Consider the following 23099-nt stretch of genomic DNA (forward strand, 5'->3'; position numbering starts at 1 on the left):
AAAAAATGCTTAAGCGTAAGATAATAGTGATTGGCGGTAGTGCGGCAGGTCCAGCTGCTGCTGCAAAAGCTAAACGAGTTAACCCCGAGCACGAAGTTGTTATGTATGAAGCCGGAGAATACATTTCGATCGGCACTTGTGAGATCCCGTATGTACTCAGCGGAGAAATTGATAATTACGAAAAAATTCTGTTCTACAATCCAGAATCTTATGAATCCGAAAAAAAAGTTAGGGTGAAAAACTTTCATCGAGTTGAATCTATTGATAGAATCAAAAAGAGAATCTTTGTTCGGGACACAAAAAATAATATTCAGTTTAATGATAACTATGATAAACTGATTCTGTGTACAGGTTCAGTTAAACGATTTCATCCTGAATTTCCAAAAGGATTGAAAAATGTTTTTTATCTTAAAACTGTTGATGATTTGCGTGCAATTCAACGATTCATCCAAGAGAAAAAAATTACAAATTCGGTCATCATTGGTGCAGGGCTAACCGGATTGGAATCAATTGCTTTCGTAAGTAAGTATTCGGGCTCAGTGCTGCTTATTGATAGTAATCCACTTCCACTGAATGGATATTCTGAAGAAGTGCAAAAAATTGTATTGGACAAGTTACACTCTGATAAAATTGAATTTCTTGGCGGAGTTTCTTCAGTTTCGCCAAAACTGAAAAATGATTATGTCGAAGCGATTGTGATAGATGGGGAGGTTCATTCAGTAGATTTTGTATTAGTTACCATTGGATTTGAACCGAATACTTCTTTATCACAAGCGTCAAAATTATCCCACCATAAGGATAATGCAATTCGAGTTGATAGAAAGTTGCAAACCAGCGATGATAATATATTTGCTGCAGGCGATTGCATCTCGGTTGAAAATTTTATTACAAAGAAACCTATGTGGCTACCCCTGGCGACACTTTCTCATAATTTTGGTCATGTTGCCGGAGCAAATGCTGCTGGCGAATCATTTTATGCAGAATCAGTTGTAAAGAATCTTCTTCTCAAACTGGGTGATCTATCTATTGCACATGTCGGATTAACTTGGAAAGAAATAAAAAATTTTGGAATTCATTGCGAAGAATTATCAGCAGTTGGAAATTCACGTATTAAAATTATACCGAATGGGGAGAAACATTTTGTGAAGATTTTTTATGAATCGAGAACAAAAAAAATCATTGGTGCTGATCTGATCGGAGGCGAAGACATCATAGGCAAAGCTAATTTATTATCTTTCGCTATAAAAAATAATATAACAATGAACAAACTGAATGCTGTGGATTACGCATACACGCCAGTATTATCTACATTCATAGAAACTTTATCCATCATGGGAAGGAAAGCAGGAACTGATTAATGAAATTAAAAAATCTTATTCTAGTCGATCATCCTCTTGCTCAGAGAGATTTATCAATTTTAAGAGATAAAAAAACTAGTTCTTTAGAATTTAGAAATTCTATAAAACGAATTTCATCTGTATTAATAACAGCAGTTGCAAAAAATTTTGAACTCAAAAAAACGAAAATTGAAACTCCTCTCGAAAAAACTACTGGATTTCAGTTAAAACACCAGATTGTAATTGTGCCGATCTTAAGAGCAGGTTTGAGTTTAGTTGAGTCTTTTCTTGAGATGATCCCAGATGCTAAAGTGGGGCATATTGGTCTGTATAGGGATGAAGAAACTCTCAAGCCAGTAGATTATTATTTAAAGCTACCAATGAATATTGGCGGTGCAAAAGTATTAATCATAGATCCGATGCTCGCAACGGGTGGAAGCGCGAGTGCGGCAATTCAATTTTTAAAAGATCGAGGTGCAAAAGATATAACTCTTGTGTGTTTACTTGCTGCCCCTATTGGTGTGAGTACAGTAAACAAAAATCATAAAGATGTGAAAATTTACTCCATAGCACTAGACAGAGGATTAAATTCCAAAGGTTATATACTTCCAGGATTAGGAGATGCTGGTGATCGTACTTTTGGAACGATTTGAACATTCTTAATAATTGTAAATAATTTTGATGATACGTTCATTCCACTTCAGTTTGCCATTCCGAATAATTATTCTATTTGCCATTTTCCCTCTACCAACTTTCTCACAGATTGATCCAAATAAAAAAGTGGATGAGATAATTAGCGAGGGAGTGCAACAAATTTTATTACAGAATTACCCCGCAGCGGATTCAATTTTTTCGCACATCAAATGGATCGAAAAAAATAATCCGATGAGTGAACTCATGCATGCATCTATAATGATTTCTAAAGTGACTGACTTTGAAGATGAATTGGATAAAACCGAGTTCGAGAAACTTTTAAACTCAGCAGAAGAAAAAATTGAAAATAATTCAATCCACAATTCACGAAAAAAATATTATTATGGATTGCTTCATGGATTTAGAGCTTTTGCCGGCTGGTATCAGGGCAATTGGTTTAAAACATTTACGGAAGGTTATCGAGCATTAAACTTTTTTGAGGCATACTTAGAAAATGAAAGAGATGCAAATGATGCACAAATTGCTATCGGGATTTATAAATATTGGAGAAGTAGAAAATCTGAAATTCTTTCGTGGCTTCCTTTTTTAAGTGATGAAAAACCCAAAGGAATTGCCATGATCGAGAAAGGTTTAAGTGGAGAAACTTATTTCAAACATTTGGCAATGCATTCATTAGCTTGGATCTATATTGATTACAAAACTCCAATTAAAGCAATAAAAATTTGTGAAGATATATTAGCCAAATATCCTGAGAACAGATTTTTTCTATGGGCAATTGCAAGAGCATATGAAGAAATTGACTCGAAAAAATCGGTTATTTTTTACAGTAAGCTCCTACAATCTATTAGAAATGCAAAAATGAATGGGTATAACGAAATAGTCGTACTTCATATTCTTGCACAAAAGAATTTTGAAATTGGTAGTTATGAAGGCGCACTGAAAAATATTGAAAACATTTATTCAATTAATCTTGAAGCATCTGTTAGAGAGAGATTAGCAGCCAGATTTAATAAGATTTCTTCTTTGAGAAAGTCTATCTACGAATTAACCAAATAACAACTTAAATTTAGCGCTGTCTCAAATAGGGCATGTTACATATTCATTTTTGCTAATAAAATGTAATTGCTATAATACTCTTGATTTTCGATAATCCCTTAGTATATTTATGGTAAGGAATATGTATTTATGCTAAATACTAAGCAGAAAAAGATGCTGGACCAACTTCTCAACCGTTGCCAGAAGAATCTTCGATCTGTTAATACAAATTTGATTAGGAAAGCATTCGATTTCAGTATCGAAGCTCACAAGAACGATTTACGTGCATCTGGCGAACCCTATTTTGAGCATCCCTATGGCGTAGCAATGATCATTGCAGATGAAATTCCATTAGATGACCAATCAATCGCCGCAGCCCTTCTCCACGATGTTTTAGAAGATACCGAATTTGAACCGCTTGATTTGGCAAAAGAATTCAATCCTACAATTGCCGAAATTGTTGATGGAGTTTCAAAAATTGGGGGAGTGATAAAGGAGCATGACGCTAGTCAAGCAGAAAATTATCGAAAGCTTCTGCTTTCAATGGTAAAAGATATCCGTGTTATTCTTGTTAAGTTTGCTGATCGATTGCATAATATGCGAACTCTTGAATTTGTTTCTCCGGATAAACAAAGAAGAATTGCGAAGGAAACAATCCAAATTTATGCTCCATTTGCTCATCGCTTTGGACTCGCACAAGTTAGATGGGAGATGGAAGACCTTTCCTTTAAATATTTAGAACCATCTGCATATGAAAACATCCGAAAGAAATTGCGTGATAAACGGCGAGAGCGCGAAAGTTTTATCAAAAAAATCATTGACCCGATAAAGAAAAAACTTGAAACTGAGGAAATCGATTTCGAAATAATCGGAAGGCCCAAACATTTTTACAGTATCTATCGGAAGATGATGACTCGTGTTAATTCATTTGATGAGATTTATGATCTGTTTGCAATAAGGATCATTCTCGAGACTGAAAATATTTATGAGTGCTACAATGTGCTCGGAATTATTACTCAAATTTATACTCCAGTTCCAGATCGTCTACATGATTACATAGCACTCCCCAAAAAAAATAATTATCAATCTTTGCACACGACTGTTATAGGACCGAATGGTAGAATGGTTGAAATTCAAATTCGTACACGAAGGATGCATGAAGTTGCAGAACGTGGTGTCGCAGCTCATTGGAAGTACAAAAATAGTTATAAAGCAACCGGTAAGGAGCTTGAAGAGTGGGTGGATTGGATTCGTGATGTTTTCGAAAATGTAGCAAGCAGAGAGGAAGCTCAGAAAGATATAATTGAAAGCTTTAAGCTCAATCTTTACCAAGATGAAATTTACGTATTCACACCAAAAGGTGATTTGAAAGTGCTTCCGTCCAAATCAACTCCAGTTGATTTTGCATTTGAAATCCACTCGAATGTCGGATTCCATTGTCTTGGAGCGAAGGTTAATGGAAAGATCGAGCCCCTTGATACTCTATTAAAAAGTGGTGATCAAGTTGAAATTATCACATCAAAAAATCAAACTCCAAACCGCGGGTGGGAAAAGTTTGTGGTAACTCACAAAGCTAGAACTAATATTCGTAAGTGGATTCGAAAAGAAGAAAGTCGTTTTGTTCAGGAAGGAAAAACACTTCTTGAAAAAACTATGAAGAAGTCAAAACTTCATATAAATAATGATGATTTATTGAAACTTGCACGCGGCTACAAATTCGATAATCTAACTGAATTGTATAGAGCAATAGGAAACGGGCGATTCCCAGCGGAGAAAATTTTTGAGAGCAAAGTTGATCAAATTGAAAAAGATGATTCGCAGAAAACAGATGGAGAATTCACATTTAATAAATTCGCCGATACTGCAAGGGAGTCCACTGGTGGTGTATTAATTCAGGGCGATAAAATTGATGTTCTTCATAATTTCGCGAGATGCTGCAATCCTGTACCGGGAGATGAAATAATCGGATTTATTACACGCGGGGAAGGAGTTAAAATCCACCGAAGCACTTGTAAAAATTTTCAAAGACTATCAAAACTATATGACAGCCGAATCATGGAGGTTTCGTGGCCGGAAACAAACGGTTCTTTCTTCATAGCTGGCATAAAAGTATTAGGTGAAGATACTCCAGGGATGCTTAATGAAATCTCTCAGACAATTGTTAATACCTACAATACAAATATTAAAGGGATTTCAATCAAAACTCATCATTCCATTTTCTATGGAACTATCAGTGTCCAAGTAAAAGATTTGGAGCATTTAATTAGAATTATTGAAAGATTAAAAAAAATAAAAGGCATTGATGTAGTCGAAAGATTTGAGGAGACGAATTGAGGAGAATATACTGTTGTGGAAAGTAGAGTCCTTGCAATCGACTATGGCGAGAGAAGAATTGGAATTTCGATCAGCGATCCAACAAATCTTTTTGCTACAACCCTTGATACAATTGAAAACTCAAAAGATTCAATTAAAAAAATTGCAGAGATTACTGAAGCTTATAGTGTCAAATTGATTTTAGTCGGCTATCCATTGAATATGAATGGGACGCCATCGAAACTTTGTTCATTAATAGATGAATTTATTGACGAAATGCAAAAGCTTGTTAATATACAAATTATTCGCAGAGATGAACGTTTAAGCTCTTATACTGCTCAAAAAAAAATTCTAGAAACAGTTAAATCAAAAAAAAGAAGAAGAGATAAATCTCTGATAGATAAATTCTCTGCAGCAACTATTTTACAGGATTATTTAGATGAAAAGAATTAAGTATGAATCCTTAAGTTTAATTTTTATCTTTTTATTAGCTTTTACGTCATGCGCAGCCCAAACAAACTATTGGGATTTCGAATTGAATAAAAACTGGAAAATAAAAATCGATCCTGAAAAAAATGGATTCGAAAAAAAATGGTTTGAGAAAATCGATGAAGTGGGACTGCAAGAAATCGAAGTCCCATCTTTTTGGGAAAACGAGATCGGATTCGAATTCGATGGCTGGGTATGGTATTTCAACACGTTTTCAATTCCATCAAACCTTGAAAAAGTTGCAGTCAAGTGCGATGCAATTGATGATGATGCAATAATCTGGATAAACGGTAAAGAAGTCGGCAGACATACGGGATATAGTGAAAGTTTCTATTTTGATATTACTGATTACATAAGACTTGGTGATAATGTCATTACGATTCTCGTTGAAGATCATGGTGGACCAGGCGGCATCTATAAACCAATCCGCGTATCGGAATATTCAGTTTCAGAGGATCTGCTAAAAACTAAATATTCGGATATGAATGCCCGTCATTCGGTCAAGTGGATCAATGAAGGAATTATATATGAAATCTATCCGCGTGTTTTCTCAAAAGAAGGAAACTTCAAGGGAATTACGAATCGGCTTGAACAACTTAATCAACTTGGAGTAACTATTTTATGGTTGATGCCGATTAATCCAATCGGTGAAATTAAAAGAAAAGGGGGATTGGGAAGCCCATATTCGGTGAGGGATTTTTATGGTATTAATTCTGAATACGGAACTCCCGCTGATTTGAAGGAACTTGTAAGTAAAGCTCACAATCTAGGGCTGAAAGTAATAATCGATGTTGTACTAAATCACTCAGCTTGGGACAATCCCCTCGCTAATGATCATCCTGATTGGTACACCAAAAATGAATCAGGAAAAATTATTCCCCCAAATTCGGATTGGATGGATGTAGCAGATTTCAATTACGAATCAATCGAATTAAGAAAATATATGATTGAAATGTTGAAATATTGGATCAGCGAATTTGACATTGATGGCTTCCGTTGTGATGTTTCTGAACTTGTCCCAACTGAATTTTGGGAAGAAGCAAGGAAGGAATTGGATGAGATAAAAACAATTTTTATGTTATCCGAGGGGACATTGCCGGAGCATCATTTATCTGCTTTTGATATGACGTATTCATGGAATGTTTATGATAATTTTAGTGGAATCCTCGCACGAGTTAAAAAGCCATCAATGATCACTGAAGTTATTAAAACAGAAAAATTCATGTTCCCCAAAAACTCTCTTCGCATGAGATTCAATGAGAATCATGATAAACCGCGTGCAGCTGGATTTTTTGGAAATGATGGAGCAGTAATAACTTCAGCGATTATTTTTTCACTCCCTGGAGTCCCATTAATCCACAATGGTCAAGAAATTGGCGAAATGGAGTATTCTTCACTTTTCGAAAAAGGTGAGATTGATTGGAGCAAACTGGACGGGGATAATAAATTATTCCGATTCTATCAGGATTTGATTTCATTCAGAAAAAGAAATTCAAGTTTAGTTTACGGATCATTTGACCCAATTGATTTCGGAGATGAAATTCTAGCTTATATCCGTTCCAATCAAGAAAATCACATTATTAGTATTTATAATTTCTCTAACACAGTTAAAACGGTTGATCTTAATTTTTTGCCAGAAAAATTTAAAGCTCTAAAACCAAATTTTAATAATTCATTTGGAAAAAAATACAGAATCGATGAAATTCGAATGGGAAGACCTGCTAATAAATTGATTGAACTTGAGCAATTTGGATTTATACTTTTGGAACTGAAATAGTCAATAATATGTCTAACCAAGTCTTATTCACAAAAATCGAGTTCAAATTCGAAAAAAATTGGATAAAATAATTCGAAAAAAAGAAAGAATTTTAATTGACAAAGAAATAATGCTTAGCTATATTTTCAAAAAATTTGGAGCACAAATATGACACTTGATGCCCTTGGCATGATTGAAACAAAAGGTCTTGTCGGTTCGATTGAAGCTGCCGACGCAATGGTAAAGGCCGCGAAGGTCGAATTGATTGGAAAAGAAACCATAGGTGGTGGTTATGTTACAGTTATGGTTCGTGGTGATGTCGGAGCAGTAAAAGCTGCAACAGATGCAGGTGCAGCCGCCGCGCAACGCGTTGGTGAACTTGTTTCAGTTCATGTAATTCCGCGTCCACATTCAGATGTCGAATTAATTTTACCCAAAAGATCAAAATAACATATTTTAATTCTTATGGAATTAGCTCTTGGATTAGTTGAAACTAAGGGATTAGTAGGTGCAATAGAAGCAGCTGATGCAATGACGAAAACTGCAAATGTTAAACTGCTTGGAAAAGAAATTGTTAAGGGTGCATTAGTTACAGTAAAGATAATTGGTGAAGTCGCGGCTGTGAAAGCTTCCGTTGATGCTGGTGCTGCTGCCGCTCAGCGAGTGGGTCAGTTAGTTTCAATTCATGTAATACCCCGTCCGGATGATCAAATTGATTTTGTTGTTGATGAAAGTGAAAAGAAAAGTACGCCAGTTAAGGAAAAGCAAAAACGTTCTTCACTTAAAAAAGAATCAATTGATGAACTTTTCGGTACTGAAGAAAAATCCTCAATTGAAGTGACTGAAACGTTTGAAGATGAAAATCTTTCGAAAATGACGGTTGAAGAACTTCGTCGCTTGGCAAGAAAAACCCCTGGGTTTCCAATCCTAGGACGCGAAATTTCAAGAGCAAATAAGTCGTTATTATTGGACTATTTCAAAAATCTTAAATAGCATTTTACCATTATATAATTTATTTTAGAACTCCACTATTAGGTGGAGTTTTTTTATGAAAAAAAATCAAATATTCATCGGATTAGCTTTTCTTTTGCTTGCTGCAATTCTGTGGGGAGCTGTATCCTTTAATGGTGAATTTGTTGTAAATCTGAAAATTCCATTACAAGTTTCAGCTACTACTACTGATTTATCGGTCGACGAAGATATCCCATCTCATGTACGATTAAAAGTAAAAGCATCAGGCTGGAATCTTTTGCGGACTAAATTAGACGTAAATAAACAAGTCATTATTGACTTGAGTCAGTATCAAAACAATTCTGTAATTCAACTTTCTAAATTTAATCCCGAACAATTTGACCTTTTGCCTAATTTCGAAATACTTGACGTTAAACCCGAAACTATTCTGCTGACACTAAAAAGGACCTACGAGAAAAAAATTAAAGTTATACCCAATTTAAAATTAACTTTCAAGAATGAGCATGCAATAGTTTCACCGATTTACGTCACGCCAAGCGAAATCAAAATCCGCGGTTCGAGTAAGAACTTATTAAAAATTGATTCGATTTATACCAATGAAATTATACTAAAAAATTTATTTGAAGATGTTGATATCTCAACTTCACTTCAAGATACAATGATGAATGTGATTGTATATGAAAAGATTCCGATACAGGTTAAATTCAAAGTAGAACAAATTGCAGACAAGACTTTTGAATCAATTCCAGTCGAAATGGTTAATTCTCCAGAAGGCAAGTTTGTCGTTTTAATACCTAATGAAATTGGTGTAAAACTTCGTGGGGGGATAAAAATTCTTACTGGACTTACTACAGATTCAATAAAAGCATTCATTGATCTTAGCAATGTAAATTTAGATTCGACGAACATTGTTACGCCAATTATTTTCGCCCCGATAGGATCGGAATTAATAGAAACTTCTCCAAATCAAATTAACCTCATAATCCGAAAGTAGTATGTTCATAACATTTGAAGGCATAGACGCATCAGGCAAATCCACGCATGTAAAACTTCTTGAAAAGTATTTTTTGGAGCAAGGTCGAAAGGTCATTATTGTCAGAGAACCAGGCGGTACAAAAGTCTCAGAGGAGATCCGAAAAATTCTTCTCTCAAAAAAAAATCTTGAAATGGTAAGAGAATGTGAAATATTCCTTTTTTGTGCCAGCCGCACTCAGTTGGTTCAAGAAACAATTCTCCCAAAGTTAAAGGAAGGTTACGTTGTAATCTCAGATCGATTTCATGATTCGACTACAGCTTATCAAGGAGCAGGACGTGAGATTTCACCAGAAGACATAAATACGCTTCATAAAATCGCAATCGATGGGTGTCTGCCGCATCTTACCTTTTTTATTGATATTGAGTATGAAGAAGCACTTAGAAGACAGACGGCAAATAAAAAAAGTCATGATAGAATAGAATCGACGGGTAAGGAATTTTTTGACAGGGTCCGTGATGGATATGTTGAGATAAGCAAGCGAGAGCCAAATCGTGTACACATCATAAACGGTTACGAGAACGTCAATAAAATTCACGAAAAGATTGTCAATATAATAAAAGAGAAAATGGAATTGGATAAAAGCTTATGAAACGATTTGAAATAATACTGATATCAATGTTTCTTTTAACTTTTTCGGTCGGATTTTTTGTCGCAAGCAGTGACATTTACTTTGAGATCAACAAAAACATAGAACTTTTTGGCAAAGTATATAGAGATGTCACGCTAAATTATGTGGATGAAATATCACCCGAAAAATTCATGCTAAGTGGTATTAAAGGAATGCTTCAAACTCTTGATCCATATTCAGTATTTATTGATGAAAGCAAGAAAGGAGAAGTTGACCTGCTCACTACCGGCAAATATGGAGGCGTAGGAATTCTGATCGGCCTTAAAGGTGATGAAATTTCAATTACAGAAGTAATGGCCGGTTATTCTGCTCAGCGGCAGGGATTAAAAGTCGGAGATGTGATAATCGAAATAAATAGGAATAAAATTAATAGAGATAATTATGATGATATAAGTAGTTTGGTTCGAGGTGAGCCTGGCACCGAAGTTCATTTCAAAATCAGAAGATCAGAGGAATCTACCGAAATAGAATTTCATTTGATACGAGAAGAAATTCAGGTTAAGAATTTATCTTTTGCAGATTTCATCCCAGGTGAAGATGGGATTTTATATCTCAAGCTCGATCGTTTCTCCCGCAGAGCAGGGGAAGAGATTGAAGAAGCATTAAATTCTTTAAATCATAAAGAAAAAACTAAAATGGTTGTTTTAGATTTAAGGTCAAATCCTGGAGGATTGCTGCAAAGTGCCGTAGATGTCCTTGAAAAATTTATTATCCCGGGTGAAAAATTAGTCGAAATGAGAGGTAGAGCCCCAGAATCAAATAAATCTTATTCTTCAGTTGAAAGCCCAGTTTTCAATAATATTCCGCTTGCCGTTCTCGTTGATGAGAATTCGGCAAGTGCCAGTGAAATTGTTGCTGGATGCATGCAAGACTTAGACAGAGGAATAATTACAGGGAGTCCGACATTTGGCAAAGGTCTCGTGCAATCCATACTTCCTTTGCCTTACAAGGCAACTTTGAAATTAACTACAGCAAAATATTTCACTCCCAGCGGGAGATGTATCCAAAAATCTGAACATTCAGCTATGTCTAAAAGTGTAATAATTAAATCGGCTGATTCTACAAATACAAATTATAAAACTAAAAATAATCGCATAGTAAAAGGTTCGGGTGGTGTGACTCCGGATTCAGTAATAATCAATCCTGAGCTTTCTGATATTGCGCTGGATTTTTACAAGAGAGCTATATTTTTCAAGTTTGCTGCTAAATACTTGAATGAGAATCAAAATATTAATTTAGCCAAAATACCGAAGGACACATTTATTCAAGATTTTAAATCTTATCTACTGTTAAATAAGATTAACTACAAATCAAAATTCGAAAAGGAACTTGACGACGTCATTGAAATTGCCGGAAAAGATAATAATTTAGCAGGAATTATTTCAGAGCTTCATGCAATAAAAAACAAAAGTAATTTATCCGTGAATAATTTGATAGATAAAAACGCCGATGAAATTTACTGGATATTAATTTCAGAACTTGCAAGTCATCTTAATGGTGAAAACGGCAGAATCAAATATTTGTTGAAGTCCGACCACCAACTTATGGAAACGGTAAAAATATTAAAGAACCGAAAGCTGTACAATAAACTTTTGAATATAAATTAATGGAAATTCTCGTTGCTGCAGCATATCTTTTGCTCGGCTTATTAGTTGGTTTTATTGCTGGCGCTTTTGGATTGGGTGGCGGTGTAATAATGGTACCTGCATTTTTGTACCTTTTTAAGTTCCACGGCTTCTCAAATGAGATAATCCCATTTCTCGCAATCGGAACAAGTCTTTTTGCTTCAACTGCAGCTTCATCGGCTGGGACTTATAGACACCTTAAAAACAAAAATCTTAATATCAAAGTTGGAATACTCTTTGGCTTATTTGCAGTTGTAGCGAGTTCCTCACTATCTTTTGTTGCTGTTAGTTTACCAGCGAAGACTCTAAAATTGATTTTTGGTTTTGTACTAATTCTTGTTACAATACGTCTATTCATGCAGAATGGGATCAAAGATGTTGAGGATCAAAAACCAGCAAAGTATTCATATTTGTTTGCTCCTATCTTTGGCGGAATGGTTGGCTCACTTTCGGCATTTGCGGGCGTAGGCGGAGGAATCATTGCTGTTCCAATTCTGCATTATATATTCAAACTTCCATTTAAGAAAGCGATTGGGACAAGTAATATAATAATTATTTTTTCAGCATTCGCAGCGGCCGTATCATATATTATAACTGGATTGCAAAATTCAAGCCTGCCTCAATTTACACTTGGATATATTTTCCTGCTCGCAGGTATTCCGGCTGGAATTGGTGCTATCCTCTCGGCAGGAATGGGAGCTCAATATTCATTCGTATCTCAAAACAGAAAATTGAAAATTCTATTCGCATTGTTGATCCTATTAGTGGATTTAAAAATTTTCTTTGATGTTTTGAATTGAATTTATCACTTTTCGTGAGGGGTTTATAAGAATTTAACCGCTTTATCAAGTAAAGCCTGTTTAAAGAACGGCTTAGAAATATAGTCATCACATCCAACTTCAAGAAATCTTTCCCGATCGCCTACCATTGCATACGCCGTTACAGCAATAATTGGAATCTTCTTAAATCGTTCGTCCCGTCGAAGCAGCTTTACTGCATCAACTCCATCGATTCTGCCGGGGAGATTGATATCCATCAGAATCAAATCGTAATGATTATCAGTAACTATTTGCATAATATTTTCTGCCATATCAAAACAATCAAGTTCAGCAAGACCACGAAAATATATTTTTACGAGCTCTTGTGAGTCAGGATTGTCTTCTATGTATAAAATTTTCTTCATTCTAATAAAATTTTGAAAAATTTGTACCAAATATAAAATCAAAACTTCTAATATCAAAGAATTTTATAAATTTCAGATAAAATAAAACTATTCGACTAATTTTATTATCTGTCTTGGTCAAAGTGGTTAATCTTTTTATTGGCATTTCCTTGACTTTATAAACCTCTTTTTTAAAATTGGTACTGCATGAAGAAAGATTTTCAATTGGTAACTTCCCGAGGAAATCTTGTGAGGATATCGACCTATTTTATTTCTGCCCCCGATACTTCACCATGTGTTTTTTTAGTACATGGTTTTAAGGGATTTAAAGATTGGGGTTTTGGTCCTTTCCTATGTGAAAAACTTGCAGAATCTGGTTTCTTCGCAGTTGGTTTCAATTTCTCTCATAATGGAGTTGGGGAGGACTTATTCAATTTTTCTGAATTGGATAAGTTTGCCAATAATACAATTACACTCGAAGTTGAAGAACTCGGAGAAGTAGTTAACTTTTATAAAAATAGCGGTTTGGGTTTTAAACCAAAAAATAATCAAATAGGATTGATAGGACACTCAAGAGGTGGAGCGATTTCATTAATCTACTCGGCTGAAAACTCTGATGTTAAAGCCTTGGCACTTTGGGCTGCTGTTTCGCAATTAGATAGATATTCAGAAAGACAGAAGAGTGCATGGATGAAAAATGGATTTTTCGAAGTTTTGAACACTCGAACAAATCAAGTTATGCGTTTGAACAGTGTGCTTTTGGAAGATATAATAGAAAACATGAATCGATTTGATCTGATGAGCAAAATCGCGAAAATTAATGCACCTGCACTTATTGTTCATGGTGAACAAGATCTCGCCGTTCCTGTAGCTGAAGCGTATGAGCTCTATCAATCCTCAAAGATTGAAAATTCCGAATTGCTTTTAATTGAAAAAACCGGTCATACGTTTGATATCGTTCATCCATTTCAAGGAAGTAATAAAAAATTCGATTTCGTTATTGAACGAACCATTGAATTTTTTCAAGAAAAATTAAACCAAAAAGATTTATGAAAACAATAATATTCACAATTATACTAATCACCGCATTCACATTTTTCTTCTATAACTTAAGAAGAATGTTTGGCTACCTGAAAATCGGGCAAAAAGATAATCGGTTCGATAAGCCTTTACTGCGATTCAAAAATGTTATCCTCATTGGTATAGGGCAATCTAAGCTGCTGCGAGAACCATTCGCAGGTTTCATGCATGCATTCATATTTTGGGGATTCTTAGCTTTAATTATTGTTGTTGTTGAATCTATAATTCAAGGATTCATCCATGATTTTCATTTTTCTGGATTAAAGAGCGTTTATAGTATCATTACGGCAACACAAGATATTTTCAGTGTGTTAATCGTTTTAAGCGTTCTGGCAGCAATTTATAGAAGATTCATCCGGAAAGTTGAACGATTAAAATCCGAGCATGACGGCAATCTTGATGCTGCATTCATACTCGGAATGATTTTAATTGTTATAACTTCGATGGTGGCTCAGAATGTTTTTAACACAAACATTAGTGAATATGATTCGAGATTCATGAGTCCTGCTATTAGTGCAAATCTTGATTTTTCAGGAATTGATGTGAATTTTTATTACGAACTATTTTGGTGGATTCATATCGTAACGATATTTGTTTTTGTGAATTACCTCCCCTTTTCAAAACATTTCCATGTAATTACTTCCTTGCCAAATGTTTATTTCGCTAAGCTTGAACAACAAAGGGATCAAATCTCTCCAATTAATCTCGAAGATGAAAGTTTGACTCATTTCGGTGCTTTAGATGTTGAGCATCTAACTTGGAAACAATTATTCGATGGTTACACTTGTACTGAGTGCGGGCGATGTACTTCAGCTTGTCCAGCGAATAATACGGGAAAGACTCTTTCACCGCGAAAAGTGATTATGGATATTCGCCAAAGAGTTTTAGACAGAGCTAAGCAAAATTCTGCAATTACGGGAGAAGATCAGATTAAAACTCTTGTGCATAATTATATTTCTGATGAGGAAATTTGGGCATGTACGACTTGTAATGCTTGTGTCCATGAGTGTCCCGTGATGATTGAACATGTAGATTCAATTGTTGAGATGCGGCGAGGTTTAGTTTTATCCGAAGCTAACTTCCCGAATGAATTAAACGTTGTATTCAAAAACTTTGAGACAAATTTTACCCCTTGGGCTTTCAGTTATGAAGAACGTGCAGATTGGGCCGAAGGATTGGATATTCCAATAGCAAATCATAACAACGATGCAGAGTATTTGTTTTGGGTCGGTTGTGCCGGTTCATTTGATGAAAGGTATAAAAAAGTCAGCCGAGCATTTTCTCAATTAATGAAAAAAGGGGGGATAAGTTTTAAGATCCTTGGCAAGGAGGAAAAATGTAATGGAGATGCCGCTCGTCGATTGGGTAATGAATATCTTGCACAAATTCTTATGAAAGAAAATATCCAGACTCTTGAAAAATACAACATCAAAAAAATTATCACTGCGTGTCCTCATTGTTTTCATTCATTGAAAAATGAATACAAACAGTTTGGCGGTAATTACGAAGTCTATCACCATTCAGAAATAATTGGAAAACTGATTAAGGAAGGTTCTATAAATCTACAAAATGAATTAGCTAAAACTGTGACTTATCACGATTCGTGCTATCTTGGACGTTACAATGAAATCTACGATGAACCGCGTAATTCGATCAGCAAAATAAACAAAGTTAATTTAGTGGAAATGAATCGAACGCGAGATCGAGGATTCTGCTGCGGAGCTGGAGGTGGGAGAATGTTTCTCGAAGAAACTGAAGGGAAACGGATCAACGTTGAGCGCGTCGAAGAAGCTCTCAAACTGAAACCCGATGTGATTGCATCTGCATGTCCATTTTGCATGATTATGCTCAATGATGGAGTGAAGTCATTCGAAACGGCAAGTGATCTTGTAGAGATTAAAGATATTTCCGAATTAATTTTGGAATCTCTTTGAGATTTTTATATTTGTTATAGGTAAATCCTCAGAAAAAGGAAAAATTATAAAATGAAAAAGAAATATCTTTCAGGAAAAAAGATCTCGACTAAATCAATTCCATCGAATGTAAAAATAGTGGATTTAGTGGATAATTATTTTCAAGCATATAATGCCGGCAGATTGCATGATGCGTGCAGGTTGTTTGTTGATAAAATGTTAGAACCGGATGTCACAGTCGGGATGAGCTTAACTGGCGCATTAACTCCTGCCGGGCTGGGTGGAACTTGCATTGTTCCATTAATTAAAGCTGGTTTTATTGATTGGATTGTGAGCACAGGTGCAAATTTATATCATGATACGCATTTCGGAATTGGTTTAAATCTGCACAAAGGGAGTCCTTTTTATAATGACGTTTCACTTCGTGAAAATGAAGTTGTTCGGATTTATGACATAGTATTTGATTATAATGTGCTTCTTTCCACAGATTCTTTCTATAGAAAAGTCCTAAGATCCGCCGCATTTCAGAAAGAAATGAGTACTGCAGAATTTCATTATATCTTAGGAAAATTTGTGTATGAAAGGGAGAAAGCGCTGAAAATCCCCCATCAAAGTCTTTTATCAAATGCGTATCTCCACAAAGTTCCCGTTTATACTTCTTCTCCTGGAGATAGTTCAATAGGTATGAATGTAGCAGCGCTAGAATTTCATGGAAGTAAACTAAAATTTGATGTCAATAAAGATGTTAATGAAACAACTGCAATCGTGCTGGATGCTAAACTAAACGAAGGAAAAAGTGCAGTTTTAATATTTGGAGGAGGCTCTCCAAAAAATTTTATGCTTCAAACTGAACCCCAAATTCAAGAAGTTTTAAGAATTGATGAAAAAGGACACGATTATTTTCTGCAAATTACTGATGCTCGACCAGATACGGGTGGACTTTCAGGCGCTACACCGGCAGAAGCTGTTAGCTGGGGGAAAGTTGATCCGAATCGACTCCCTGATGCTGTTGTATGTTATTGCGACACGACAATTGCAATGCCTATAATTACTTCCTATTCGTTATCAGCAAAAAAGAGAAGAAAGCATAAAAAACTATATCTAAAGTTAGATAAGATGATGAAGCAACTTGAGTCAGCTCATCGCTATTCTTTGAAAAAAAACAAAAAGTGGTAAAATGTTAGAAAAAGCTTGTTTTCGGATTATAAATGTTTATATTGTCCTATGAATAATTACATTTTTCCAAAAAATAGGAGGAATAAATGAGCAAATTAGAAGAATTAAAGTTCTTTATAGACTCTATGCAGCCTGATTACGAGAAATTCTATATGAAGGGGCAAAATGCCGCTGGAACTCGTTTAAGAAAAGGATTGCAGGAATTAAGAAAAAAAGCCCAAGATTTTCGGAATGAAATTCAGCAAGAAAGAATTAACCGAAAAGCTGAAAAAAGCAGCTAAAATTTTAACTTAGAGGCGTAGTTTTTTAAAAGTTACCCTGCTTTTGCAGGTTACAATGTTAAGAATTCTTGACTATTAAATAATTACGCCTCTTTTTTATCCTCAATGCGATGTTCAAAATTTGGGCTTTGATCTCTATCGTATACATTTCTACTCTCTTCCAACTGTTGAGTTCGGATAATAACGTCTCTCAGTTTACAATTACGAACAGTGATTCAATTAAAACCATCAATATCCTTTGTGTCGGCGATTTAATGTGCCATAAACCTCAAGCAGAGGGTGCTTATATTGATTCGTTGAAAAGCTATGACTTCAATCCAAGTTTTAGATTCGTTCGTGAATTACTATCAAGCGGAGATATAGTTATTGGCAATTTCGAAACTGTAACTGCAGGAGGTGCATATTCTGGTTATCCACTCTTCAACTCGCCTGATGAATTTTTACATGCAATTAAAAATGCTGGTTTTAATGTATTAGTGACCTCCAATAATCATTGTCTCGATAGAGGCGAGAAGGGATTGATTCGTACAGCCAATTTAATTGATGATCTCGGGATCACAAGAGTTGGTACATTTTTATCTTCCAATGATAGAGACTCAATTAGAGTATTGAAAATCGCTGATTTCCAAATTGCTGTTTTAGCTTACACTTATGGCACGAATGGAGTTCGATTGCCTGAAGCGAAAAGTTATCTTGTAAATCAGATTAATGATAATCAGATCAGTTCTGATATCAATCGATGCAAAATATTAGGGGTGGATTTAGTTCTTGTCTATTTTCATTTCGGTGATGAATATCAACTTTATCCTAATTCTTGGCAAAAAAGTATAGTGGAGAAGACTTTTTCACTTGGTGCAGATATTATCATTAGCTCACATCCACATGTTATTCAACCTCTGGAATTAATAGAACTTGGTGATGAATCAAAACTCGATACTGGACTTGTTGCGTTTTCACTCGGAAATTTCATCTCAAATCAAAGAGGAAGATTTAAGCAAGCAGGAGTAATTCTTGAAATTGAGCTCGAAAAGAATTTGGTAACAAATACTAGCCGCATTTCTTTGGTTAAATCTCATCCGACTTGGGTTCATATAGAAAGAATTAATGCAAAGACTTCCCACGTAATAATTCCCCTGACAAGCTATAACAAAGAATTATACTCGAAACAGGATCTTTCTTTAATGGAACAAGCGAGGTCGGATACTTGGAATCAGCTTTCAGGTGAACATAAAATTTTATCAAATAAAAAATCCTCAGGAGGGACAAAATCACCCGATTGATTAAGTTTGATCCACTTATAATGGGTCATGGGAACACACAGCATATAATCTATGTTCAGCAAATTTCAGCCAATAGGATGAGACTCTACTGCAGAGAAGGAAATTATATTATTCAGTCAGAGAAAGATTTCTATCCATTTTTTTACCTAACAGATAATATTCTCCTTAAAGGATTTAATGAAAAGTTTTGGCAAAAAAAAATGGAGGGAAGCGGAGAGTACCAGTATCTGAGTGTATTTGATGATTGGAACAGTATGTGGCGGGCTGTAAGAACAATCTATAGGAATTTAAAAATCGAAAATGTTCCCACGACAATTTTTTCCGATGTACCAGAGATTTATATCAAAACCGATCCAGTAACACAATTTCTACTGCAAAGCGGCGAAACGTTTTTCAAAGGGCTTGAATACGAAGACTTAATCCGAATGCAGCTCGATATCGAAACTTACTTCACGAAAGGATTCAGTCAGCCATCACGACCATCGGATAGAATTATTGTAATCGTGTTATCGGATAATAGCGGTTGGGAAAAGGTGATTTCCGGAGAAAAACTTTCTGAAAAAGAAATGTTAATCGAATTGATGAATACTATCATCGAGCGCAATCCAGATATTATTGAAGGGCATAATATTCTCTCATTTGATCTACCTTATATTTGTGCAAGGTGTAAGTATAATGAGGTGGAGTTTCGAATTGGTCGCGATAAAAGTGTCCCGCTGGTTGAATCAGTCGATTCATCTTCCGGCTGGGAATCAAGATTCGATTATGTAACCATCGTTGGGAGACAGATAGTTGACACACTGCCGCTCGTCATTCAATATGATTCAGTTAAACGCGATATGGAAGACCACGGTTTAAAATATTCGGCAAAGCATTTTAATGTTGCGGCAGAAGATCGTATTTACATCGAAGGGGAGAAAATTAGCTGGTATTGGGATAACGATCCGGAAATATTAATCGAATATGCAAAAGATGATGTCAACGAAGTTAAAGGATTGAGTGAGATTCTTTTTCCGTCTTATTTTTATCAGGCTCAAATGCTTCCGCTTGATTTTGATCAACTTATAAGAGTTGGCGTATCCACTCGGATTGAACTATTAATGGTGAGGGAATATCTTAGAGAAAAACGAGCGCTCCCGCAGGCAAAAGTCGGAGGACAGACAACCGGCGGTTACACAAATATTTTTTATACTGGAGTTTATAATAATATCGTTCACGCAGACGTTGAATCGCTGTATCCTTCCATAATTCTCAGCCAAAAACTCTCACCCGAATCTGATGAAAAACAAATCTTTCTAAAATTATTAAAAGAGTTAACTGAGCAGAGGATTAAACTAAAGCATTTGATGCAAAAAGAAAAAAATACGAAGCTTCGTCAGAAATACGATTCAATGCAATCCACATTTAAAATTTTTATTAATTCGTTTTACGGCTATCTTGGTTACTTCAAAGGAATTTTTAATGATTACGAAAAAGCTGATACTGTAACTAATTCCGGACAGAAGATTCTCAAAGAAATAATTGACAAATTTGTAAAAGAGAATTGTAAAGTAATCGAAGTTGATACGGATGGACTATATTTTACTTTAGAAGATGAAAGTTCGGATGAAATTTCAGAGAAAACTCTGGTTGATAAAATTAATGATGAATTGCCTGAGGGAATAAATTTAAGTTTTAGCGGCAGATTTTCGCAAATGATGAGCTATAAGAAAAAAAATTACGCTTTATTAACTTATGATAATCGACTCATAATCAAGGGATCGTCTCTCATATCCCGTTCAATTGAAAAGTATGCAAGGAACTTTATAAAGTTTTGTATCGAATCAATAATTACGAACAACCTCGATGGTATACCAAAAGTTTATATGAACTTACGTGCTGATATAATCAATCACGCAATTTCGATTCAAGATTTATCAAAAAGAGAAACTCTCCGAGATGCTTACTCGGTTTATACAAGTGCCGTGGAAAGTGGAAAGCGAACGAAAAGTGCTGCCTATGAGCTTGCAATAAAATATTACGGAAGCAAATATGAACCTGGAGATAAAATTACTTACTTCATCACTGGAAGCGATCCAAACGTCACGATTTATGAAAATTGCGAGCTTATGGAGTACTATAATTCAAATTCGCCTGTCGAAAATGTCTCTTATTACCTGAAAAAACTTGAAGAATATATTTCCCGTTTCGAGATATTTTTCGCAAAATCAGATTTCCAAAATCTTTTTCCATCCGAAGAGCAGCTCCAATTTCAAGTCGATAAAATAAAAGTAATCAATAAACCCGTTGTATATGAGGAAGAGTAAGTAACTTATTATGAAATCTGCACGCAAATCGATTATTTTTCTTGTTGTACTTATTGACTTGATTGGGTTTGGAATAATTATTCCAATCCTTCCGCACTATTCTGAGATCTATTTTCATGCAAATGAATTCGAGATCGGGATGCTCATTGCAGCATTCTCATTTTTCCAATTTTTGTCGACACCATTTTTAGGACGCTTATCAGATCGAATTGGAAGAAAGCCTGTTATCACTTCAATGCTCGTTGTTTCATTTTTTGCTTACATGCTCTATGCATTCGCTACAAATTATTGGATTGCTCTGTTCGCACGTTGTGTCGCTGGAATTGGCGGTGGAAGTCTTTCTGCTGCACAAGCATACATAGCAGATGTCACAGATAAAAGTGAACGTGCCAAAGGAATGGGACTTATCGGCACAGCATTCGGAGTCGGTTTCGTACTTGGTCCTTTCATCGGCGGCGCCTTGAGTGTCTATGGTTTTCTTGTTCCTAATCTTGCTGCAGCAGGGTTTTCGTTGATCGCATTTTTAATTGCACACTTTGTGCTGGATGAATCACTGCAATTCCGATCTGATGAACCGAGGGGAAAAACTTCACTACTCAACATCGAAGGTTATATTGCTGCTTTTTCCAAGAGAGAAACTGGTGCGTTAATTACAATCTTTTTCATTTTAACATTTTCAATTGCCAACACATACGGCACGGCACCTATATTAGGATATCGAATGTTGAAATTGACAGATTCACAAATCGGCTATCTCTTTGGGGTAATAGGGCTAATTACAATCTTTGTTCAAGGATATTTGATCGGAGTACTTACAAGAAAATATACAGAGAAGTCTCTCCTTTATTTTGGGATAATCATTATGACGATTGGACTTTTTTTGATTCCGCAAAGCAACTCTTTATTACTATTAATTATATTTTTTGGATTTACAATGTTTGGTGTTGCGATTTTAAGTCCTGTTATTTTCAGTTTGGTCTCGCAGACAGCTTCACCGACTGAGCAAGGAAAAGTGCTTGGAATTAATCATTCGATGGGTTCGCTTGGCAGAGTTCTTGGTCCGCTCTGGGGTGGATTTGCTTTCAATTTTTTTGGGTACCAAAGCCCATTTATAACAGCAGGTATTTTTACATTTATAGGTTTGATAATTAGTTTAACACTCTTTCGAGTTTCAGTAAAAATGTCTCAATAAAAGAAAAAGAGCTTGAAGGTTGGTGAAATTCTGAATTGATGAACAACCTTCAGGGTCCAATTAAGTCAGCTTAAAAAAGCCAAACTGCTGGAATGCATTTGCTGCAGAAAAGTTGGATTATTACTGAAATGAGAAAGATACCATCTCTCTAAATGGTGATTTGATTTTGAGGAGGTGGCATCTTTTCAGAGGAAAATCTTAAATCTCAAAGTCTTTCTTTTCTATTTTATTTGATTTATTTTTAAAACAGAGATTATATTACTGTTATATCTTAGACATCCATAAGCTTTAATCATTTTAAGTGAAAATTGGAAATATAAATATCGATAAACCATTACTTCTTGCACCAATGGAAGATGTTACGGATGCTTCCTTCAGATTGATATGCAAGAGACTTGGTGCAGATATTGTCTATACTGAATTCGTGAACTCAGAAGGGCTGATTCGTAAATCTGAAAAGACACACAAAAAATTACGCTTGCTCGATGAGGAACGTCCTGCTGGAATTCAGATTTATGGTGCGAACATCGATTCAATGGTTGAAGCAGCTCGAATCGCCGAACAAAAAAATCCAGACCTGATAGATATTAATTGCGGCTGCTGGGTTAAGAATGTCGTTGGACATGGTGCTGGTGCGGGATTACTGAAAGATATTCCCTACATGGAGAAAATGATTACGGCAGTTGTTAAAGCAGTACAAATTCCGGTTACAGTAAAAACCCGTCTTGGTTGGGATCTTGAAAGCATAAAAATTTTCGATGTCGCTAAAATGGTTGAACAAGTAGGTGCGAAAGCAATTACCATTCACTGCCGTACGAGATCGCAAGGGCACAAAGGTGATCCAGATTGGAATTGGATTCCGCG

The 23099-nt window shown here is 35.5% G+C and carries 21 protein-coding genes; 20 read left to right on the forward strand and 1 reads right to left on the reverse strand.

The window, feature by feature from the left end; translation table 11 throughout:
• Positions 1-5: 5 nt before the first annotated feature.
• From FJ213_04475 to FJ213_04530, 12 genes are all read left to right on the forward strand, one after another.
• On the forward strand, positions 6-1358 hold the full coding sequence (locus FJ213_04475; GenBank protein ID MBM4175414.1) for a hypothetical protein: 1353 nt from the start codon (positions 6-8) through the stop codon (positions 1356-1358).
• Entirely contained in the window at positions 1358-1990 is a 633-nt protein-coding gene (locus tag FJ213_04480; GenBank protein ID MBM4175415.1) for a uracil phosphoribosyltransferase, read from the forward strand. The genes FJ213_04475 and FJ213_04480 overlap by 1 nt, the downstream gene beginning before the upstream one ends.
• 28 nt (positions 1991-2018) lie before the next feature.
• Positions 2019-3047, forward strand: coding sequence for a hypothetical protein (locus FJ213_04485; protein ID MBM4175416.1), 1029 nt, complete (start codon positions 2019-2021; stop codon positions 3045-3047).
• A gap of 129 nt (positions 3048-3176) precedes the next feature.
• Positions 3177-5360, forward strand: a complete 2184-nt coding sequence (locus FJ213_04490) for a bifunctional (p)ppGpp synthetase/guanosine-3',5'-bis(diphosphate) 3'-pyrophosphohydrolase (GenBank protein ID MBM4175417.1) — start codon at positions 3177-3179, stop codon at positions 5358-5360.
• Between the two features lie 15 nt (positions 5361-5375).
• Positions 5376-5792, forward strand: a complete 417-nt coding sequence (gene ruvX, locus FJ213_04495; protein ID MBM4175418.1) for a Holliday junction resolvase RuvX — start codon at positions 5376-5378, stop codon at positions 5790-5792.
• Positions 5779-7605 (forward strand): hypothetical protein, encoded by a 1827-nt coding sequence (locus FJ213_04500; GenBank protein ID MBM4175419.1) that lies wholly within the window; start codon positions 5779-5781, stop codon positions 7603-7605. The genes ruvX and FJ213_04500 overlap by 14 nt, the downstream gene beginning before the upstream one ends.
• Before the next feature lie 147 nt (positions 7606-7752).
• Positions 7753-8034, forward strand: a complete 282-nt coding sequence (gene eutM / locus FJ213_04505; protein MBM4175420.1) for an ethanolamine utilization microcompartment protein EutM — start codon at positions 7753-7755, stop codon at positions 8032-8034.
• A 15-nt stretch (positions 8035-8049) separates the two neighbouring features.
• Positions 8050-8577: a BMC domain-containing protein gene (locus tag FJ213_04510; GenBank protein ID MBM4175421.1), complete on the forward strand. Its 528-nt coding sequence runs from the start codon at positions 8050-8052 to the stop codon at positions 8575-8577.
• A gap of 55 nt (positions 8578-8632) precedes the next feature.
• Positions 8633-9550, forward strand: coding sequence for a hypothetical protein (locus FJ213_04515; protein ID MBM4175422.1), 918 nt, complete (start codon positions 8633-8635; stop codon positions 9548-9550).
• 1 nt (position 9551) lies between these two features.
• Positions 9552-10181: a dTMP kinase gene (gene tmk / locus FJ213_04520; protein MBM4175423.1), complete on the forward strand. Its 630-nt coding sequence runs from the start codon at positions 9552-9554 to the stop codon at positions 10179-10181.
• Positions 10178-11827: a S41 family peptidase gene (locus tag FJ213_04525; GenBank protein ID MBM4175424.1), complete on the forward strand. Its 1650-nt coding sequence runs from the start codon at positions 10178-10180 to the stop codon at positions 11825-11827. Before tmk ends, FJ213_04525 begins: the two co-directional genes overlap by 4 nt.
• Positions 11827-12645: a sulfite exporter TauE/SafE family protein gene (locus FJ213_04530; protein MBM4175425.1), complete on the forward strand. Its 819-nt coding sequence runs from the start codon at positions 11827-11829 to the stop codon at positions 12643-12645. Before FJ213_04525 ends, FJ213_04530 begins: the two co-directional genes overlap by 1 nt.
• A 23-nt stretch (positions 12646-12668) precedes the next feature.
• On the opposite strand, the gene FJ213_04535 is transcribed toward FJ213_04530, so the two are convergent.
• Entirely contained in the window at positions 12669-13028 is a 360-nt protein-coding gene (locus tag FJ213_04535; protein ID MBM4175426.1) for a response regulator, read from the reverse strand.
• A gap of 186 nt (positions 13029-13214) precedes the next feature.
• Between FJ213_04535 and FJ213_04540 the strand changes: the two genes are divergently transcribed.
• The 8 genes from FJ213_04540 to FJ213_04575 all read left to right on the forward strand — a co-directional run.
• Positions 13215-14060: an alpha/beta hydrolase gene (locus FJ213_04540; protein MBM4175427.1), complete on the forward strand. Its 846-nt coding sequence runs from the start codon at positions 13215-13217 to the stop codon at positions 14058-14060.
• Complete coding sequence (locus FJ213_04545) at positions 14057-16021, forward strand: 4Fe-4S dicluster domain-containing protein (GenBank protein ID MBM4175428.1); 1965 nt, start codon at positions 14057-14059, stop codon at positions 16019-16021. Before FJ213_04540 ends, FJ213_04545 begins: the two co-directional genes overlap by 4 nt.
• Before the next feature lie 51 nt (positions 16022-16072).
• Positions 16073-17176 carry a deoxyhypusine synthase gene (locus tag FJ213_04550; protein MBM4175429.1) on the forward strand — a complete coding sequence of 368 codons (1104 nt, stop codon included), beginning with the start codon at positions 16073-16075 and terminating at the stop codon, positions 17174-17176.
• Between the two features lie 86 nt (positions 17177-17262).
• Positions 17263-17457 (forward strand): histone H1, encoded by a 195-nt coding sequence (locus FJ213_04555; GenBank protein MBM4175430.1) that lies wholly within the window; start codon positions 17263-17265, stop codon positions 17455-17457.
• 110 nt (positions 17458-17567) lie between these two features.
• Positions 17568-18737, forward strand: a complete 1170-nt coding sequence (locus FJ213_04560) for a CapA family protein (GenBank protein ID MBM4175431.1) — start codon at positions 17568-17570, stop codon at positions 18735-18737.
• Entirely contained in the window at positions 18734-21043 is a 2310-nt protein-coding gene (locus FJ213_04565) for a DNA polymerase (protein MBM4175432.1), read from the forward strand. The genes FJ213_04560 and FJ213_04565 overlap by 4 nt, the downstream gene beginning before the upstream one ends.
• A 10-nt stretch (positions 21044-21053) precedes the next feature.
• Entirely contained in the window at positions 21054-22235 is a 1182-nt protein-coding gene (locus FJ213_04570) for an MFS transporter (GenBank protein ID MBM4175433.1), read from the forward strand.
• A 349-nt stretch (positions 22236-22584) separates the two neighbouring features.
• A partial coding sequence (locus FJ213_04575; protein MBM4175434.1) for a tRNA-dihydrouridine synthase family protein occupies positions 22585-23099 on the forward strand: 515 nt, incomplete at its 3' end.

The sequence above is a fragment of the Ignavibacteria bacterium genome, assembly GCA_016873845.1.
Taxonomy (GTDB): domain Bacteria; phylum Bacteroidota; class Ignavibacteria; order Ch128b; family Ch128b; genus JAHJVF01.